At 60.3% G+C, this 17,516-nt stretch carries 16 protein-coding genes; 2 read left to right on the top strand and 14 right to left on the bottom strand.

Translation table 11 applies throughout. The features are described 5' to 3' along the window. Positions 1–144: 144 nt before the first annotated feature. From FCH38_RS23535 to FCH38_RS03150, 5 genes are all read right to left on the bottom strand, one after another. Positions 145–276 carry a hypothetical protein gene (locus FCH38_RS23535; RefSeq protein WP_256367995.1) on the bottom strand — a complete coding sequence of 44 codons (132 nt, stop codon included), beginning with the start codon at positions 274–276 and terminating at the stop codon, positions 145–147. 171 nt (positions 277–447) lie between these two features. Then, the gene (pssA, locus tag FCH38_RS03165; protein WP_174372797.1) at positions 448–1,311 is read right to left on the bottom strand and encodes a CDP-diacylglycerol--serine O-phosphatidyltransferase; all 864 of its coding nucleotides are present in this window, start codon (positions 1,309–1,311) and stop codon (positions 448–450) included. Between the two features lie 23 nt (positions 1,312–1,334). Continuing rightward, the gene (locus tag FCH38_RS03160) at positions 1,335–2,069 is read right to left on the bottom strand and encodes a phosphatidylserine decarboxylase (RefSeq protein WP_149898154.1); all 735 of its coding nucleotides are present in this window, start codon (positions 2,067–2,069) and stop codon (positions 1,335–1,337) included. A 128-nt stretch (positions 2,070–2,197) separates the two neighbouring features. Next, positions 2,198–4,084 carry an ABCB family ABC transporter ATP-binding protein/permease gene (locus FCH38_RS03155; RefSeq protein WP_174372796.1) on the bottom strand — a complete coding sequence of 629 codons (1,887 nt, stop codon included), beginning with the start codon at positions 4,082–4,084 and terminating at the stop codon, positions 2,198–2,200. A 110-nt stretch (positions 4,085–4,194) separates the two neighbouring features. Next, on the bottom strand, positions 4,195–6,225 hold the full coding sequence (locus FCH38_RS03150; RefSeq protein ID WP_174372795.1) for a LysM peptidoglycan-binding domain-containing protein: 2,031 nt from the start codon (positions 6,223–6,225) through the stop codon (positions 4,195–4,197). 156 nt (positions 6,226–6,381) lie between these two features. Between FCH38_RS03150 and FCH38_RS03145 the strand changes: the two genes are divergently transcribed. Further along, on the top strand, positions 6,382–7,002 hold the full coding sequence (locus tag FCH38_RS03145) for a TIGR00730 family Rossman fold protein (protein WP_080842185.1): 621 nt from the start codon (positions 6,382–6,384) through the stop codon (positions 7,000–7,002). Positions 7,003–7,244: 242 nt separating this feature from the next. Further along, complete coding sequence (locus tag FCH38_RS03140; RefSeq protein ID WP_174372794.1) at positions 7,245–9,005, top strand: peptidoglycan D,D-transpeptidase FtsI family protein; 1,761 nt, start codon at positions 7,245–7,247, stop codon at positions 9,003–9,005. 54 nt (positions 9,006–9,059) lie between these two features. Here the strand turns inward: FCH38_RS03140 and rarD are convergent, their stop codons facing one another. The 9 genes from rarD to FCH38_RS03095 form a co-directional block, all read right to left on the bottom strand. Beyond that, positions 9,060–9,968: an EamA family transporter RarD gene (gene rarD / locus FCH38_RS03135; RefSeq protein WP_149897968.1), complete on the bottom strand. Its 909-nt coding sequence runs from the start codon at positions 9,966–9,968 to the stop codon at positions 9,060–9,062. A 229-nt stretch (positions 9,969–10,197) separates the two neighbouring features. Beyond that, positions 10,198–11,154: a prolyl aminopeptidase gene (gene pip / locus FCH38_RS03130; protein WP_149897967.1), complete on the bottom strand. Its 957-nt coding sequence runs from the start codon at positions 11,152–11,154 to the stop codon at positions 10,198–10,200. Next, positions 11,151–11,615, bottom strand: a complete 465-nt coding sequence (locus FCH38_RS03125; protein WP_174372793.1) for a GFA family protein — start codon at positions 11,613–11,615, stop codon at positions 11,151–11,153. The genes pip and FCH38_RS03125 overlap by 4 nt, the downstream gene beginning before the upstream one ends. Continuing rightward, positions 11,612–12,088 (bottom strand): GFA family protein, encoded by a 477-nt coding sequence (locus FCH38_RS03120; protein WP_174372792.1) that lies wholly within the window; start codon positions 12,086–12,088, stop codon positions 11,612–11,614. The genes FCH38_RS03125 and FCH38_RS03120 overlap by 4 nt, the downstream gene beginning before the upstream one ends. Continuing rightward, complete coding sequence (locus tag FCH38_RS03115) at positions 12,085–12,453, bottom strand: endonuclease domain-containing protein (RefSeq protein WP_174372791.1); 369 nt, start codon at positions 12,451–12,453, stop codon at positions 12,085–12,087. The genes FCH38_RS03120 and FCH38_RS03115 overlap by 4 nt, the downstream gene beginning before the upstream one ends. 266 nt (positions 12,454–12,719) lie before the next feature. After that, entirely contained in the window at positions 12,720–14,105 is a 1,386-nt protein-coding gene (gene cysS, locus FCH38_RS03110) for a cysteine--tRNA ligase (RefSeq protein ID WP_174372790.1), read from the bottom strand. A gap of 216 nt (positions 14,106–14,321) precedes the next feature. Continuing rightward, positions 14,322–15,062, bottom strand: a complete 741-nt coding sequence (locus FCH38_RS03105; protein WP_149897962.1) for an SDR family NAD(P)-dependent oxidoreductase — start codon at positions 15,060–15,062, stop codon at positions 14,322–14,324. A gap of 146 nt (positions 15,063–15,208) precedes the next feature. Beyond that, entirely contained in the window at positions 15,209–16,717 is a 1,509-nt protein-coding gene (gene purF, locus FCH38_RS03100; RefSeq protein WP_149897961.1) for an amidophosphoribosyltransferase, read from the bottom strand. Positions 16,718–16,855: 138 nt separating this feature from the next. Then, the gene (locus tag FCH38_RS03095) at positions 16,856–17,443 is read right to left on the bottom strand and encodes a CvpA family protein (protein ID WP_046798795.1); all 588 of its coding nucleotides are present in this window, start codon (positions 17,441–17,443) and stop codon (positions 16,856–16,858) included. Positions 17,444–17,516: the final 73 nt, after the last annotated feature.

Below are 17,516 nucleotides of genomic sequence, written 5' to 3'. Positions count from 1 at the left end.
TGCCTGTCGTTCGTGCTGTACACGGAATAAAAAACGGCGCCGGTGAAGGCGCCGCGCGATTGCTGAAATTCTGCCGGGGAATGTTGATTCTTAACCCGATACACCAGATGATCCGAAAACCGCTGGCCAAAAAACTGAATGTTTTCAGGCGGGTTTGACGGCTGGCTTGCGCTTCAGCATCAGGGCTGCGGCCGCGACGGCCTTCAGTCCAAGCGGGCGATAGTGGCTTTTGAGGTCCGGCTTCGCCTGCGGCTGTGCCTTCGTCTCGTTCGTCATTTCTTTTCTCCATAATTCACGCCATTCGCCGGTGCGAAGCGTGTGAAGCCCCTTTCTCGGGGGTAATCTTGACGGATTCGAGGCGAAAAAAATGAAGCCGGCTTTTGGGGATGCGACATTTTGCGTCACATCCTCACGCAAGGTCATGCGAGAAAAATAACACCTGTGGTTTCAAATACCGCGATCGAGACCGTTGCCGCCATTGGCGTCGTCATGCGCGTCTTCCTCGATGGTCAGCGTGCCGTAGCGGCGGTGCCACAGGCGGGCGCTGATGGGAATGAAGACGAGATAGGCGGCGACTGTCAGAACCAGCACTTCCCAGGTGAAGCTCATCAGCATCGCCACGTAAAGCACCACGACAAGGATCATCGGCAGCACCAGATCGCGGCGAATGCCGCTGGTGCCCGATTTGCCCGACCAGACCGGCAGGCGGCTGATGAGAAAATAACCGATCAGCACGGTGTAGGCTGCCGCCACATAAGCGAAGGGCTTGCCCGGCTCCACGCCAAGGAAGCCGAGATAGACCGGCAGAAGCACCAGCATGGCGCCCATCGGGGCCGGCACGCCCACGAAGAATTCATTCTGCCAGGGCGCTTTCACCGGCCGTTCGATCATGACGTTGAAGCGCGCCAGGCGCAGGCCGGCGGCGATGACATAGATGAGGCCGGCGATCCAGCCGATCGAACGGACCTGATCGAGCAGATAGATATAGACGACGAGGGCAGGGGCGACACCGAAATTGACGATGTCGGCCAGACTATCCATCTGTTCGCCAAATTTGGAGGTCGCCTTCATCATCCGGGCGATGCGCCCGTCGATGCCGTCGAGGAAGGCGGCGAGCAGCACCATGCCGACCGCCAGTTCAAAGCGGCCTTCGATGGCGAGGCGCACGCCGCTGAGGCCCGCGCAGATCGCCAGAACGGTGATGAGATTGGGAACCACGAGGCGAAAGGGAATTTCCCTCAGACGTGGGCCACGGCCGCTATCGCTGCGGCCTTCCTGTTTTCCGTTCTGCTCGACGATCGGCGTTTCCATGGCGTATGCCCTTCCTGTTCGTCTCAGCCGCGTCGGCTAAGGACCGGACCTTTGGCGGAACCGAATTCGGCAAGCACGGTCTCACCGGCGATCGCCGTCTGGCCGACGGAAACGCGCGGCTGGAAACCTTCCGGCAGGAAGATATCGAGACGCGAACCGAAACGGATAAGACCGAAACGCTCACCGGCATCAACAGGTTCATTCGGCTTGACCCAGCAGACGATGCGACGGGCAACCATGCCGGCGATCTGCACCACGCCAACCTTGCCATGCGCGGTCTCGATGACAAGGCCGTTGCGCTCATTGTCTTCGGACGCCTTGTCCACTTCCGCATTGAGGAAGAGGCCGGGGCGATAGGCGACATTGACGATGCGGCCGCGCACCGGCGCGCGGTTCACATGGCAGTTGAACACGTTCATGAATACCGAGATGCGCACCATCGGCTCCTTGCCGAGTTCCAGCTCCAGCGGCGGAACGACGGTCTGGACGGCGGAAACCTTGCCATCGGCGGGGCTGATGATCAGATCGTCATCCTGTGGTGTGACGCGCTCGGGGTCGCGGAAGAAATAGGCGCACCAGGCCGTCAGCACGAGACCGACCCAGAATAGCGGTTCGGAAATCCAGCCGAGCACCAGCGATGCGACGAAGAAGGCGGCGACGAAGACGTAACCTTCCTTGTGGATCGGTACGATGGTGTTGCGAATGGTGTCGAACAGACTCATGAGATTCCTTGCTCCGGTTTCCGTTGTCGCGTCTATATGTGGTCGTGATACGACACGATCCACACGGCAATGCGACAAATTTTGCCTAGCTGGTTACAGCCAAACGACCCGCCCGGCAATGGCCCGGTGGGTCTGCGACCCCGGTTGTCAGGGGTTCATACCCGTCAATGCGCCGGTTCGCCGCGGTCCACGACGCCGAGATCGTCGGTTTCGCGAACATGGCGCAGCATCTCTTCCGCCCGGATCGCTTCGCGCTGACGGCTCCACATCGAGGCGTAGAGACCATTCTGCGCCATCAGCGAGGCGTGCGTGCCGCGCTCGGCGATCAAGCCTTCCTTCAAAACGATGATTTCGTCGGCGTGGATGACAGTGGACAGGCGGTGGGCGATGACCAGTGTGGTGCGGTTTTTCGAGACGATATCGAGTGCGCTCTGGATTTCCTGTTCGGTATGGGTGTCGAGCGCCGAGGTCGCCTCATCGAGAATGAGGATCGGCGGGGCTTTGAGAATGGTTCTGGCAATCGCCACGCGCTGCTTCTCGCCGCCCGAGAGCTTCAGACCCCGTTCGCCGACCATGGTCGCGTATCCATCCGGCAGCTTGCCGATGAAGGCGCTGATCTGCGCTGCATCCGCCGCCGCCGTCACCTCCTCGGTCGTTGCCGAAGATCGGCCGTAACGGATGTTATAGGCCAGCGTATCGTTGAACAGCACCGTATCCTGCGGCACCATGCCGATGACAGAGCGCAGGCTCTGTTGCGTCACGTCGCGAATATCCTGCCCGTCGATTGTGACGGCGCCTTCCTGAATATCGTAGAAACGATAAAGCAGCCGCGAGATCGTCGATTTTCCCGCCCCCGAAGGCCCGACGATTGCCACCGTCTTGCCGGCCGGGACGTCGAAGGAGACACCCTTCAGGATCGGCCTTTCGGGATCATAGGAAAAATGCACGTCGCGGAAGGAGATCGCGCCCGGTCCAGCGCCAAGCGGCTTAGCGTCCGCCTTGTCGGTAACTTCGGCCTCGACCTCGAGAAGCTCGAACATCTGCTCTATGTCGGTCAGTCCCTGACGGATTTCACGATAGACGAAACCGATGAAATTGAGCGGCACCGAAAGTTGCAGCAGCAGCGCATTGATGAACACGAAATCGCCGATGGTCTGTTCGCCGCGCTGCACGGCCAGCGCCGACATCACCATCATGACCGTGGAACCGATGCCGAAGATGACGCCCTGACCGAAGTTCAGCCAGCCAAGCGAGGTCCAGATCGAGATCGCCGATTTTTCATAACGCTCCATCGCAACGTCGAAGCGTTTCGCCTCCATCTCTTCGTTGCCGAAATATTTGACGGTTTCGAAGTTCAGGAGCGAATCGATTGCCTTGGTATTGGCGTCGGTATCGCTGTCATTCATGGCGCGGCGAATGCCGATACGCCAGTTGCTGGCCCGGACGGTGAACCAGATATAGGCCCAGACGGTGATGACGGTGACCAGTACATAGGAAAAGCCGTAGGAGGCCCAGAAAATAACGGCCGTCAGCAGGAATTCGATGAAGGTCGGCGCGGTGTTGAGAATGGTGAACCGGACAATGGTTTCGATGCCCTTGGTGCCACGCTCGATAACCCGCGAAAGTCCGCCGGTCTTGCGTTCCAGATGGAAACGCAGGGAAAGTCGGTGCATGTGCACGAAGGTTCGATAAGCCAGCTGGCGCACCGCATGCTGGCCAACGCTGGCAAACAGCGAATCGCGCAGCTGGTTGAGCCCGACCTGTATCAGCCGCGTCAGATTATAGGCGATGACCAGAGCGACCGCGCCAAGCAGGAAGGCCGGAACCAGCCCTGCCATGTCCAGTTTGCCGTTCAGCGCATCCGTCGCCCATTTGAAAAAATAGGGAACGAGGATCAGCACCAGCTTGGCGACAACAAGGAACACGGTGGCCCAGATCACCCGCATCTTCAGGTCCCACCGGCCTTCCGGCCACATATAGGGCCAGAGATTGATCAGGGTCTGGGTGGGATTGCTGGAATCCGCGGAAATGGTTTTTTTCTGCGTGGGCATTGTTCACTCCGGTCTCTGCCGGAAGCCGACAGCAGGGCGGCGGCCTTGAGAAGCCGCCGCGCGTGTCATAGATGGGGTCGTCACGGGTTCACCGCAACGTCTTAAAGTGCTCAGGAACCGCCCTTCAGCCGCTTGCGGTGCAGTTCCTCGGCATTCGGCAGGGCTTTTTCCGGTACACCGAAAATCTGACCGGGCTCGATGAGGTCAGGATTTTTGATCTGGTCCTCATTGGCGAGGTAGATCGTCGTGTAACGCACACCCTGGCCATAAACGCGCCGGGAAATCTGCCACAGCGTATCGCCGCGACGGATAATGACGCTGTTCTGGCTTTCGGCAAGCGGGGCCTGCTCGAAGGTCTGCGGACCGGCGGGCGCTTGCGGCGCGGGTGCGGCTGGCGCGGTAATGTGGAGTTCCGCAAGCTGGCTTGCCAGCGATGCGATGCCCTTGCCGATTGCCGCGACGTCATTCGGCCAAGCCTGTACCAATGCCAGCAGATCGCGTGCCTTGGCGGTGATGCCACCTGCAAAGGCGGTGAAGGCCGGCTCTGTCGCCGCGGCGGTACGGAACTCGGAGAGCGACTTGAGGCCGATCGTCACGGCGGAGCGGCCGGCAATCGCCTGATCGAGCGCCGGCGTCGCCTGATCCTTGTAGAGATTGGAAAGAATGCCGAAAGCCTTGGAAACGTCGTCACGCAGCTTTTCAAAGGCGGCGCGGTCGCTTGCCGTGCTCTGGTTTTCAGCCGGCGCGGCTGTGGCGGCGGGCGAAGCGGTGGGCGCCTGCATGGCAACGGTTGCCTGATCGGTCTGTGGCCGCTCGAAGGGAACACGCACGCGCAGCTTCACGCTGCCATCGGCATTCAACTCCTCGACGGTGATGATATGGCTGCCAACGGCAAGATCGATATCACCCTCGACGACGAAATGACCGGAGGTTTCCGTAACGCTCTTGCCGATCTCCCGGTCATCGACCAGCGCACGCACCGTCGAACCGGCGGGCGCGGAACCCGCGACGAAAATCTTCGATCCTTCAAATTCCACGGCGGTGACCTGAACGGTGGAGGCCGCTGCCTGAGCCGGAGCGGAACCGGTCGCAGGCGGAGCCGTCACTCCGGCAACGGCTGCCGGCGTAGTGGCGGCATTGCCGGTTTCGGCTGTTGCCGCTGCGGGCTGTCCCGATTGTGTGGTCTGCAGCGCCGGGGGGGCGGCCTCCGGCATCGCCAGCACGCGGCTTGCCTCGCCGGGCTTGGAAACCATTGCCAGAAGTTCGCCAGCCTTGCCATTGGGCACGGAAACGGTTGCTACTTCCTCGGATTGTGTTGCCTTGCCGCTGGTGTCGGTGGAGCGCAGCACCAGCTCATGGTCGCCCGGCGGCAGGGGATTGTCGAAAACCGCGGCGAAATCGCCGGTGCCGTCGATGGTTGTCTGGGCGATCACCTTGCCATTGCTGAGAATTTCGAGCTTGGAGCCGGGCTGCGCCTTGCCGGCGACCACGGCCGAACCGTCAGGCTCGACACGCAACACGTCAAAGGTCGGCACACCGGGCGCTGCCTGGGCAGCACCGGCCGGCGCTGGGACGGCAGGTGCGGCGGCTGGCTGTGCCGGCTGCGCTGCACCATCGTCTGTGCCGGCGAAAACGCCTGCCAGGCGGCGGATCTGGGCTGCGGCCGCTGCCGCATTGTCGGGCAGGCCGCGCAGGAAGGCGGTGGTGCGCTCGGCCGCCGTGCGCGCGGTGGTGATCAGCCGCGACGTCGTTTCGTCCAGCGATTCCGGAATTTCGATATTGGTCAGTTCCTTGAGCGAGGCTTCGACCTTTTTGCGCGCCGCTGCGAAATCGGCGTCGGAGGGAACCTTGCTATCGGCGAAAAGCGTGGTCAGATCCTTGATCGACTGGGTTGCAGACGCCGCCAGACGCCCCACCTTGTCGGCGATATTGGCGGTTTCCTCGGCAGCGTCGGACAGGATGTCGCCCGCCTTGTCGCCGCCCATTTCAACGCTGTTCTTCACCGCATTGCCGGCCTCGTTGATGGCGTCGCCAATTGGTTTGCCGTCGTTGGAAATTCTCGGCAGGACGAAAAAGATCATGAGCAGGGACGCAATGCCCAGCACGATCAGCGCCAGCAAACCGGCTTTATTGTTTTTCATCCTGGGTGCTCCGGGTATTTCAAGCTTTTCACACGAGTTGAGATTGCTAGCGTCTTACCTGACGCCAGACAAGCGGCCTGTGGCCAAAAGGCCATATTTACAAGGGATTTCCCAAATTTTCTTGACGTGCCGCATCGCGCATAGTTCCTTCCTCTCATGACGGACAAAAATACAGCGATTCGATCCATCTGCGTTTATTGCGGCTCCCAGCCCGGACGTGACCCGGCTCACATGGAAGCAGGCCGTGCGCTTGGGAAATCCATTGCCGAAAACGGCATTCGCCTGGTTTATGGCGGCGGCACCAAGGGCATCATGGGCGCGGTCGCCAGCGGCGTTCTTTCCAACGGCGGCGAAGTAACCGGCATCATACCGGAATTTCTGGTCGATATGGAGGCAACGCGCCATTCTCTCGGACAATTGAACGAGCTTGTCGTTACGAAAGACATGCATGAGCGCAAACATATGATGTTCGAGCGCTCGGATGCCTTCGTGACCCTGCCGGGCGGTGTAGGCACGCTGGAAGAGATTGTCGAGATCATGACCTGGGCGCAGCTTGGCCGTCACGCCAAGCCGATGGTCTTTGCCAATATCAACGGCTTCTGGAACCCGATGCTGGAACTGGTGCAGCACATGCGCGACCAGGGTTTCATCCACCGCGCCCACCTGTTGAACCCACTTGTCGTCGACGAGGTGAAGGACATCGTGCCCGCCATCATCGACCGGGCGCTGGCGCAGCAGAACCCGGAAGGCGACCCTTCGGTCATTTCCCGCCTCTGAACCATGTCGCCCGAGAGCGTTAAGCGGTTTCGGGATAACGGCACGCATCGCGCATCGAAAAATCGTTAATGAACCGCCTCGCAGTTCATTATAATTTTAAGTGTATATTAATACCGATTTAACAGCGGCATCGCTCAACCAGCTCTTTTCATGGCCCTGCGACTGATCCTGTGCGAGCGTCACCAGGACGTTGGCCGTCGCGGAATCTCATTTCGCCGCCATGAGATTGGGTGCATCAGGAAATGATTGCTTTTGTGGTGCGGCTTAAAAGCCGGACACATTTCATTATTCAGAGAAGCCCGTTGCGGGGCAGGGAAGGCGTGCTTGGCTCTGCCGCTCGCCGCCGGGTGGATACGCGCATGCGGCTCGGTATCCTGATCGCCGTTTTCGTCGCGATCTATGCCGTCGTGGCTGCGCGCCTCGTTCAATATGGGATTGCGGAACCCGTCGCAACGGCGTGGATCAACACCGGCGCCACCGCCGTCGCGTCGCGGCCGGATATCGTCGACCGCAACGGCAAGCTGCTGGCGACCGATCTCAACATGGTGTCGCTTTATGCCGATCCGCGCCGGGTGGTCGATCCGGATGAGGTGGTGGAGAAGCTGGCGACCGTCATCCCCAATCTCGACTGGCGCGACACGCACCGCAGATTGCGCTCGGATACCGGCTTCCAATGGCTGCGGCGCCAGCTCACGCCCCGTCAGCAGGCGGATATCCTCAATCTCGGCATACCCGGCATCGGCTTCCGGCCGGAAAAACGCCGGTTTTATCCGGGTGGCCCGACGGCCTCGCATATTATCGGCCACGTGAATGTCGATAATCAGGGCCTTGCCGGCATGGAGCGTTATCTCGACCAGCAGGGGCTCGCCGATCTGCGCGCCACCGGTCTTGCAAGCGGCGTGGCGCTGGAGCCGGTGAAACTGTCGATCGATCTGCGGGTGCAGAACATCGTCCGTGAGATCGTCATGAAGGCGAAAACCGACTATCAGGCGGAAGCGGCGGGTGCGGTGATCCTGGATGTGGAGACGGGCGAGGTGCTGGCCATGGCCTCGGTGCCGGACTACGACCCCAACGAACCGTCCCGTACCCTTGCCGATGGCAGCATCGACAGGGAGTACGAAAAGGGCTGGTTCAACCGCATGAGCAATGCCACCTTCGAGATGGGCTCGACCTTCAAGAGCTTCACGCTCGCCATGGGGCTGGATGCCGGCGCGATCACGCTGAATTCGGTGGTCGATGCGTCGCGGCCGATCCGCATGGGCGGCTTCACCATCAAGGATTTCTGGGGCAAGAACCGCCCGCTTTCAATCGCGGAAGTGTTTCAATATTCATCCAACATCGGCACGGCCGCGGTTGCCGACATGGTCGGTGTCGAAGGCCACCAGCAGTTCCTGACGAAACTCGGGCTGCTGTCGCGCATGGAGACCGAAATGCCGGGTGTGGCCATGCCAACCCAGCCGAGGACGTGGAAGAAGATCAATTCCGTCACCATTTCCTTCGGGCACGGTATCGCCACCACGCCGTTGCAGACGGCGGTTGCCGCCGCAGCGCTCATCAATGGCGGAAACCTGATTTCGCCGACTTTCCTGTCGCGTTCAAGGGAAGATGCGGCAACGGTTTCCCGTGCCGTCATCAAGGGAAAGACCAGCGCCGATATGCGGTATCTTTTCAATTGGAACGGTATCAAGGGCTCCGGCAGGCGTGCGCAGGTCGAAGGATTTCACGTCGGCGGCAAGACCGGCACCGCCGACAAGGTCATCAACGGCCGCTACGCCAAGGATATCAATTTCAACAGCTTCGTCGCCGCCTTTCCGATGCACAGGCCGAGATATGTCGTGCTGTCGATGATTGATGCTCCGAAAACCGGCGAGAATGGCGGGCGCACGGCTGCCTCCACCGCAGCGCCGATGATCCGCGAAATCGTCGCCCAGACAGCAGCGCTCCTCGGTGTCAAACCGCGTTTCGGTTACGAAGCGGATCCGCAATTGCTGATGGACTATTGATATCTGCCTCTCCTTGTTCCCGCGACGGACACAGGAACGAGGGAAGGAGCCAGATTACCGCTTGAGCCGCATCAGGCTGGAGCCGGTATAGATCGCCAACGCTACCCAGATCATCGCAAACGCCGCCATCCGCACCGTGTCGAAGGGTTCCTTGAAGATGAAGATGGCGATGAGGAAGATCATCGTCGGCGCAATATATTGCATGATGCCGATGGTCGACAGCCGCAGCAGTTTCGCGCCATTGCCGTAGAGAATGAGCGGAACGGCGGTGACTACGCCGCTTGCCGCCAGAAGCCAGGTGTCGGCGGAATTGCCGCCCATGAAATGCGCCTGTCCGCTGAAGCCCAACCAGGCCATGACCAGCACAGCCGGAATGGACAGCAGCATGACTTCCAGCAGGAAGCCCTGCGTCGCACCAATCGGCAATGTCTTGCGGAAAAAGGCGTAAAAACCCCAGGAAACAGTCAGCGCGATGGACACCCAGGGCAGGCTGCCGGCATGCCAGGTGAGGATTGCCACCGCCAGCGCGACGAGGCCGATGGCTGCGATCTGCGCCGGATAGAGTTTTTCCTTCAGGAGAACAGCGCCGAGGAAGATGCTGAACAGCGGATTGATGAAATAGCCTAGTGCGGCATCCAGCGCGCGGCCCGCGCCGATGGACCAGATATAGACGCCCCAGTTGATGCTGATGAGGGCGGCGGTGAGGCTCGCCATGGCCAGCATCTTCGGGTTTTTCAGTGCTGAACGGATTTCCGTTGTCCGACCCAGCGCAATCAGCACTGCCGCTGCAATCGGCACCGACCAGATGACGCGATGCACGATGACTTCGATCGGAGAAATATGCGCAACCGCCTTCATGTATATGGGAAGGAAGCCCCACAGCAGATATGCGGAGAGCGCGAAAGCAAAACCGCGCGCGCTGTCGCCGCCCTCTTGGGCCGGGAGCGATTTGTCGAGTGCCATGGGGAGTACCGCCAAAATTGTTCGGATGGCGTTTTATAGCGGATCGCCACAATGGCCGCCAATTCATTTCCGTGAAGGGTTCATGAGAAAAACTGCATGAATAACAGGCGCTTTGCTCTTGAAATAAGCTGCTACCGTAACCGTCCGGGTGCTCCACGCGGGAAATCCCCCGTGAAACCCCACATGAATCATTGTCTCATCCGGCTGTTTTAAGCCGCTGAAAAGACTCTTATTTCCCGGCAAAGCGATCGTTGGCGCGGATCAGCTGGTCAAGAATGCCCGGCTCACTCATCGCATGTCCAGCCGCCTCGACAATGTGGAAATCCGCCTTCGGCCATGCCTTGGCCAGTTGCCAGGCATATTTCAGCGGGCAGGGCATGTCGTAACGCCCGTGCACGATGACACCAGGAATATCCCCAAGCTTGCCGGCATCGCGCAGCAGTTGCCCTTCCTCCAGCCAGCCGGCATTAACGAAGAAGTGGTTCTCGATGCGCGCAAAAGCGATGGCGTATTTATCTTCGCCGAAATCCTCGACACGGTCAGGATCGGTAACGAGCGCGATGGTCGCGCCTTCCCACTGGCTCCATGCCTTGGCGCATTCAAGCTTCTTTGCCTCGTCAGCGCCGGTGAGATAGCGATTATAGGCCTGCATCATCTCGCCGCGCGCAGCCTCCGGGATGGGCGCGATGAATTTTTCCCACTGGTCCGGATACATCTCCGAGACGCCGAACTGGTAATACCAGTCCAGCTCCGGCCGGGTGACGGTATAGATACCGCGCAGAACCAGTTCGCTCACGCGGTTGGGATGGGTTTCGGCATAGGCGAGCGCCAGCGTCGAGCCCCAGGAGCCGCCGAAAACCAGCCATTTTTCAAAGCCGCAAAGTTCACGCAGCCTTTCAATGTCGGCGACCAGATGCCAGGTGGTGTTGGCCTCCAGTTCCGCATGCGGCGTGGAACGGCCGCAGCCGCGCTGATCGAACAGGATGACGTCGTAAAGTGCCGGATCGAAAACGCGGCGATGCGTTGGGTTCACCCCGCCACCCGGGCCGCCATGCAGGAAAACCGCCGGTTTCGCGCCACGCGTGCCCACCCGTTCCCAATAGATCACATGCCCATCACCGACATCGAGCATGCCGGTCTCGAAAGGTTCGATCTCGGGGTAAAAGCCGCGCAATTCTTCTGTCATGTTTTAGTTTCCTGTGGTGGCCATTCCGCCGTGTCGTGGTCAGGATGCTGATAGGAGTTGATCTCGGCCTCGTCCACGCCCTGTTCCACGGCCGGTTTGGAAAACAGCTGCTCGATCCACGGCATGCGCTTGTGAAAATTGACCTGCACCTGCGGCTCGATCCGCTCGGGGTGATCGAAAGCGCCGATGGCGATCTCTACGCCACCCGGATAATGATAGGTCAGCGGCGTGCCGCATTTGTTGCAGAAACCGCGATGGATCTTGGTTGAGGAGCGGAAGAGGGCAGGCTGGCCGCGTGTCCAGACCAGATGCGCCTGATCGGCGCTGACCAGCGCGCCGAAGAAATTGCCGAAATGTTTCTGGCACATGCGGCAATGGCAGATGGAGGCCCGGCCAAGCTTGCCGGCGTGAAAACGCACGGCGCCGCACTGGCAGCCGCCGGAAAATCCCGCTTCACTCATTTTCTGCTCTCCGGCGGCCAGCTTTCAGTGTCGTGGTCAGGATGCTGATAGGAGATCAGGTTGGTGAGATAGTCCACCGAGGTCAGGTCGTCTTCCGTGGGAACAGCGGGCAGCGTGTGGATGCTGTCGACGAAATCGATCTTGCGCTCGACGCCCCACTGAATGGTCGGCGGTAGGGCGGCTGGATCGTCGAAAGCACCGGCCGCAACCGCCATGCCATCCGGCGCCTCATAGGTCAAAGGCGTGCCGCATTCCGGGCAGAAGCCACGCTGGACGACACTGGAAGACTGGAAACGCTTCGGCTCACCGCGCGTCCATTCGAATTCGACCTCACGCACGGAGACCAGCGGCGCATAATAAGCCCCGAAAGCCTTCTGGCACATGCGGCAATGGCAGACGGAGCTGTCTTTCAGATCGCCGGTCGCGCGAAAGCGGATCGCGCCGCACTGGCATCCGCCGGTATGGGTGGTCATGGTTGGTTCTCCTTTACCGTTCGGATAATGTGGAGACAGACGTTGTCGATGTCTTTGAGGATATCATCGTTCCAGAAGCGGAGGACGGTCCAGCCGTCTTTTTCAAGCCGGGCGGTTCTTTCATTATCGTACCGTAATGCTGCCTCGGATGTATGTTGAGAGCCATCGATCTCGATAACAAGGCGATGATTGGAACAGGCAAAATCGACGATAAAATCGGCAATCGGCATTTGTCTGCGGAAACTCAAGCCTTCAAGGCGATGGGCGCGAATAGCGTTCCAGAGCTTCAGCTCGGCATCCGTCATTACTTTCCGCATCTGCTTCGCGTATTTGCGATGCATCGGGTCTACGTCTGCATGCGGCATGATTTGGCTCGCCGTTTAGTGCCTCGCCTTAGATTGGTCGAGCTAGCTCAAAACCGCAAGCGGATTGTGGTGAGCGAGGATACCCCCCTCTGCCCTGCCGGGCATCTCCCCCACAAGGGGGGGAGATCGGCATGACGCGCCTGCGTCGCTCAATTTCGACCGAAGAGAAATGCGGGGCCTAACTACGAGTCGATCTCCCCACCTGTGGGGGAGATGCCCGGCAGGGCAGAGGGGGGTAAGCCGCGAGCCGCAGCCTTAACTACTCCCTACCGCTTCAACTCCCAAGTCGTCGTCCGCTCGCCCGTCTCCTTGTCCTTGCCATCCTTCAACTGAATGCCCTTCTCCGAAAGCTCGTCGCGCAACCGGTCAGCCTCCGCAAAGTTCTTCGCCTTCAGCATTTCCAGACGCAATTCCACCAGCGCATCGACAGCCGAAACGATAGCCTCATCCACTTCCGCCTTCTTGGGCAAAACACCAAGCAAAGCGGCGCTGGCCGCGAAGGCCGGCAGCTTGGAAGCGTCCACATTGGCGGCGTGCGCCAGCGCGTGCAGCGCCTGCACGGCGGCAACCGTGTTCAGATCGTCGGCAAGCGCCTCGAGTACCGTTTCATCCGGTGCCGCGTCAGAGGCATCAGCCGTCGGCCACTTGGCAAGCAGACGTTCAGCCTCTTCCAGACGCTTCACCGAAAAGTCGATCGGTTCGCGATAATGCGTCATCAGCATCGCAAGACGAAGCACGCCGCCCGGCCATTGGCGACCGCCGAACTTTTCCGTGTGCAGCAATTCATAGATGGTCACGAAGTTGCCCTCGGACTTCGACATCTTGCGGCCTTCCACCTGCACGAAGCCGTTATGCATCCACACATTGGCCATGACGTGCGTGCCATGGGCGCAGCGCGATTGCGCGATTTCGTTCTCGTGATGTGGGAAGATGAGATCGAGCCCGCCGCCGTGAATGTCGAACACCTCGCCGAGGTAGCGACCGGCCATGGCCGAGCATTCGATGTGCCAGCCCGGACGGCCACGGCCCCAGGGGCTCTCCCAGCCCGGTTCGTTATGCGAGGACAGTTTCCACAGCACGAAATCGCCGGGGGTCTTCTTGTGGGCTTCCACCGCCACGCGTGCGCCCGCCTGCTGCTCGTCCAGAGGCCGCTTCGAAAGCTGGCCGTAGTCGGCCATCGAGCGGGTATCGAACAGCACCTCGCCGCCCGCCGTATAGGCATGGCCGCGGGCGATCAGTCTTTCGATGAGGTCGATCATCTCGGCGATATAATCGGTGGCGCGTGGTTCGACGGTCGGCGGAAGGCAGCCGAGCATGGCCACATCCTCATGGAACTGATCGGCGGTCTTTTTCGTCACCGCATGGATCGCGTCGTTCAGCGGCAGATGCGGATAGTCGCGCAGCGCCCGCGCATTGATCTTGTCATCGAGATCGGTGATGTTGCGGGCATAGGTCACGTGGGTCTCGCCATAGACGTGACGCAGCAGCCGGTAGAGAACATCGAACACGATGACCGGGCGCGCATTGCCGATATGGGCAAAATCATAGACCGTCGGGCCGCAGACATACATGCGCACATTATCGGCGTCGATTGGCGCAAATTCCGCCTTTTCGCGTGTCAGGGTGTTGTGGAGTTTGAGGCGCAAGGACATGCGGGTGTTCCCTAAAGGCAGTCAATTGTCCTGACCGGACCGTTTGTCTGTTGGACCTTGCGGGGAGACGAAAACGATCTGGCCGGCGGCGAACCAGCAAAATTTATTCAGCAGCAGGTGCAGATCGTTGTTTTCATGTCTTGCCTTATGGCGCGGCGGTGCCGTCCGGTCAAGAGCATCCGTGGTGACCGCATCGGCTCCCAGAGCATGAAATAGTCACTCCGGCAGGCGGTAGTCCACGAATTTCCTGTCCCGCACGACAAAGAGCTTGCCGGTTTCGGCAAGCTCAGGCGATGCAAGCGGAAGAATGGCGGCGGCGACCTCGGAAGGATGCGGCACATCTGCGGGGTCTTCGCCGGGCATGGCCTGGGCGCGCATGGCGGTGCGTGTAGCGCCGGGATTGACGCTGTTGATGCGCAGCGCGCTTTTTTCGGTCTCTGCGGCCCAGGTGCGGGCGAGTGCTTCCACCGCAGCCTTGGAGGTGGAATAGACACCCCAGAAGGGGCGACAGCTATGGGCGGCCCCCGAAGACAGGATCAGAGCGCGGCCGGCATCCGATCGCAGCAGCAGCGGCTCAACCGAGCGGATCAGCCGCCATGTGGCGGTGACATTGATGGTCATCACCCGCTCGAAGACCTTCGCTTCGATATGGCCAACCGGCGAGATGACACCGAGAACACCGGCATTGGCGACGAGAATATCGAGCTTGCCCCAGCGCTCGAAAATATTGGCGCCCAAAGCGTCAATGGCATTCATGTCGGAGAGGTCGAAGGGAACCAGCGTCGCCGTGCCGCCGACAGCCTTGATGGCGTCGTCCAGCTCCTCAAGGCCGCCAACAGTGCGGGCGCAGGCGATGACATGCGCGCCGGCCTTGGCCAGTTCCAGCGCCGTGAAATAACCGATACCGCGCGAAGCGCCGGTGACGAGCGCGATCCGGCCCTTGAGATTGATGGTCATGTTGCCCCTCCGAAATGATTGCGCCTCCTTTTACGAAGCCACAGCGGCCGGCTGCAAGCGATTAAATCGTCGCACGGGACGGCCTGAACAAAAGGCAAGAAAAAAGCGGCCCCCGGAAGCCGGCGGCCGCTTGTTCATTCGGGCTATCAGCCGTTGCTGGCCAGCATGGAAATCTTGCTGCCCATCGCCTCGCCATTCTGGTCGAGAAGGCGGGTCGGATAGTCGCCGGTGAAATAATGGTCCGTGAACTGCGGCCGCGCATGGTTGCGGTTCTCGCCGCCGACGGCGCGGTAAAGCCCGTCGATCGACAGGAAAGCCAGCGAATCGGCGCCGATGAATTTCGCCATCGCCTCGACATCGGCATATTGGTTGGCGAGCAGCTTGTCCGCATCAGGCGTGTCGATACCGTAGAAATCCGGATGGAAGATCATCGGGCTGGCGACGCGGATATGCACTTCCTTGGCACCGGCCTCGCGGATCATCTGCACGATCTTGACCGAGGTCGTGCCGCGCACGATGGAATCATCCACCAGTACAACGCGCTTGCCTTCGATCATCGCCCGGTTGGCGGAATGCTTGAGCTTGACGCCGAAAGCGCGAATCTGCTGCGTCGGCTCGATGAAGGTGCGGCCGACATAATGGTTGCGGATGATGCCGTATTCGAAGGGAATGCCGCTTGCCTGCGCAAAACCGAGCGCCGCCGGCGTGCCGCCATCGGGAACCGGGACAACGACATCGGCTTCCAGCGGTGCTTCTTTGGCAAGGTTCATGCCCATGTTCTTGCGCGTCGTATAGACGTTGCGGCCGCCGACGACGGAATCGGGACGGGCAAAATAGACATATTCGAACAGGCAGAGACGCTCCGGCTGCGGCTTCGAAGGCTTGCGCGCATCGATGGTGATCGAGCCATCAGGCTGGATTTCGCAGATGATGACTTCGCCGTTTTCCACGTCGCGCACGAATTTCGCGCCGATAATATCGAGAGCACAGGTTTCCGAACAGAAGATCGGCTTGCCATCAAGTTCGCCCATGACTAGCGGGCGGATACCGATCGGGTCGCGCGCGGCGATCAGCTTGGTGCGCGTCATCGCCAGCATCGAATAACCGCCTTCCATCTGCCTGATAGCGTCGATGAAACGGTCGGCGGTAGAGGAGTGGCGCGAGCGGGCGATGAGGTGGAGAACGACTTCGGTATCCGATGTCGACTGGCAGATGGCGCCGGTGGCGATGATCTGACGGCGCAGCGTCAGGCCGTTGGTGAAATTGCCGTTATGGGCAATCGAAATGCCGCCTTCTTCCAGCTCGGCAAACAACGGCTGCACGTTGCGCATCGCCACTTCGCCTGTCGTGGAGTAACGCGTGTGGCCAATGGCGATGGAGCCGGGCAGGCGGGCAAGCGTGACGGGATTGGTATAATGATCGCCGACGAGGCCCATATGGCGTTCCTGGTGGAAGCGCTTGCCATCGAAGGATACGATGCCCGCTGCCTCCTGGCCACGATGCTGAAGCGCATGCAGGCCGAGAGCGGTGAGCGCCGAGGCATCGGCATGGCCGAGAATGCCGAAAACGCCGCATTCTTCATGCAGCGTATCGCCGTCGATCTCTTCCTTGAAAGTGGCCCCAGGGAACGGGGAATGCGAAAGCGGCTCAATCATCCGGCTTGCCCTTGCTCTCTAACGAGAAAAAAGAAAGACCCCTCCGGTGAGCATGTCTCCCGGTCGGTCTGTCTGTGTCATGCTTGATATTTAGCACAAATAGCGCGCCTTGCATGCATTGCAAGGCGCACCCTCGTGTCAATTATTCGTTGCCGGCGGATTTGTTGCCGGCACATCTTCCGCAGGCGCCTGCGCGGCCGTCGGTTCCTGCGGTTTTCCAAGGATACGGGCGCGGATCTGCGGCTCGATATCGTCAGGCAGAACCGCCTCCAGCTTGCCCACCAGCCCGTCGAGGAAGGGCTTGGACTTGGCCTGCGTCACCCATTCCGGCTGCGTCTTCACATCCACCAGCCAGTTCCAGAAGGCGACCGCGACGACCAGCAGCAGAATGCCGCGTGCTGCACCGAACAGGAAGCCGAGCGTGCGATCCAGCGCGCCGATGCGGCTGTCGATGATGAAATCGGCAATGCGCGAGGTGATGAAGGAAATCACGATCAGCGAGACGAGGAAGACCACGCCGGCCGAACCGGCAATGGCGATCTTGTCGTCATCGGTATAGTTGCGCGCATAGGGCAGCAGGACCGGATACAGATAATAGGCGGCGGCGACCGAACCGGCCCAGCTCGCGATCGACAGAATCTCGCGGGAGAAACCGCGTACCATCGCGAGAACGGCGGAGAATAGAACAACGGCGATGACGATGCCGTCGAAAATTGTAATGGGCATATACCAACTCCGGAGGTGCGACGCCTTGTCAGACGCTGCCTTGCCAATTTTGCGATCCTCTTACACCACTGTT

The organism is Agrobacterium tumefaciens (assembly GCF_013337285.1).
Lineage (GTDB): Bacteria > Pseudomonadota > Alphaproteobacteria > Rhizobiales > Rhizobiaceae > Agrobacterium > Agrobacterium burrii.
Note: the sequence above shows the minus strand (reverse complement) of the source record. Positions and strands in the feature narration are given on the sequence as shown.

Bases quoted from the DNA above. Each gene is read 5' to 3' on its own strand.
- FCH38_RS03145 (WP_080842185.1), top strand. From the start codon at position 6,382: ATGACGGACAAAAATACAGCGATTCGATCCATCTGCGTTTATTGCGGC.
- pip (WP_149897967.1), bottom strand. From the start codon at position 11,154: ATGACAGAAGAATTGCGCGGCTTTTACCCCGAGATCGAACCTTTCGAG.
- FCH38_RS03115 (WP_174372791.1), bottom strand. From the start codon at position 12,453: ATGCCGCATGCAGACGTAGACCCGATGCATCGCAAATACGCGAAGCAG.
- purF (WP_149897961.1), bottom strand. From the start codon at position 16,717: ATGATTGAGCCGCTTTCGCATTCCCCGTTCCCTGGGGCCACTTTCAAG.
- FCH38_RS03125 (WP_174372793.1), bottom strand. From the start codon at position 11,615: ATGAGTGAAGCGGGATTTTCCGGCGGCTGCCAGTGCGGCGCCGTGCGT.
- FCH38_RS03095 (WP_046798795.1), bottom strand. From the start codon at position 17,443: ATGCCCATTACAATTTTCGACGGCATCGTCATCGCCGTTGTTCTATTC.
- FCH38_RS03140 (WP_174372794.1), top strand. From the start codon at position 7,245: ATGATTGCTTTTGTGGTGCGGCTTAAAAGCCGGACACATTTCATTATT.
- FCH38_RS23535 (WP_256367995.1), bottom strand. From the start codon at position 276: ATGACGAACGAGACGAAGGCACAGCCGCAGGCGAAGCCGGACCTCAAA.
- FCH38_RS03105 (WP_149897962.1), bottom strand. From the start codon at position 15,062: ATGACCATCAATCTCAAGGGCCGGATCGCGCTCGTCACCGGCGCTTCG.
- rarD (WP_149897968.1), bottom strand. From the start codon at position 9,968: ATGGCACTCGACAAATCGCTCCCGGCCCAAGAGGGCGGCGACAGCGCG.
- FCH38_RS03150 (WP_174372795.1), bottom strand. From the start codon at position 6,225: ATGAAAAACAATAAAGCCGGTTTGCTGGCGCTGATCGTGCTGGGCATT.
- FCH38_RS03155 (WP_174372796.1), bottom strand. From the start codon at position 4,084: ATGCCCACGCAGAAAAAAACCATTTCCGCGGATTCCAGCAATCCCACC.
- cysS (WP_174372790.1), bottom strand. From the start codon at position 14,105: ATGTCCTTGCGCCTCAAACTCCACAACACCCTGACACGCGAAAAGGCG.
- FCH38_RS03120 (WP_174372792.1), bottom strand. From the start codon at position 12,088: ATGACCACCCATACCGGCGGATGCCAGTGCGGCGCGATCCGCTTTCGC.
- pssA (WP_174372797.1), bottom strand. From the start codon at position 1,311: ATGGAAACGCCGATCGTCGAGCAGAACGGAAAACAGGAAGGCCGCAGC.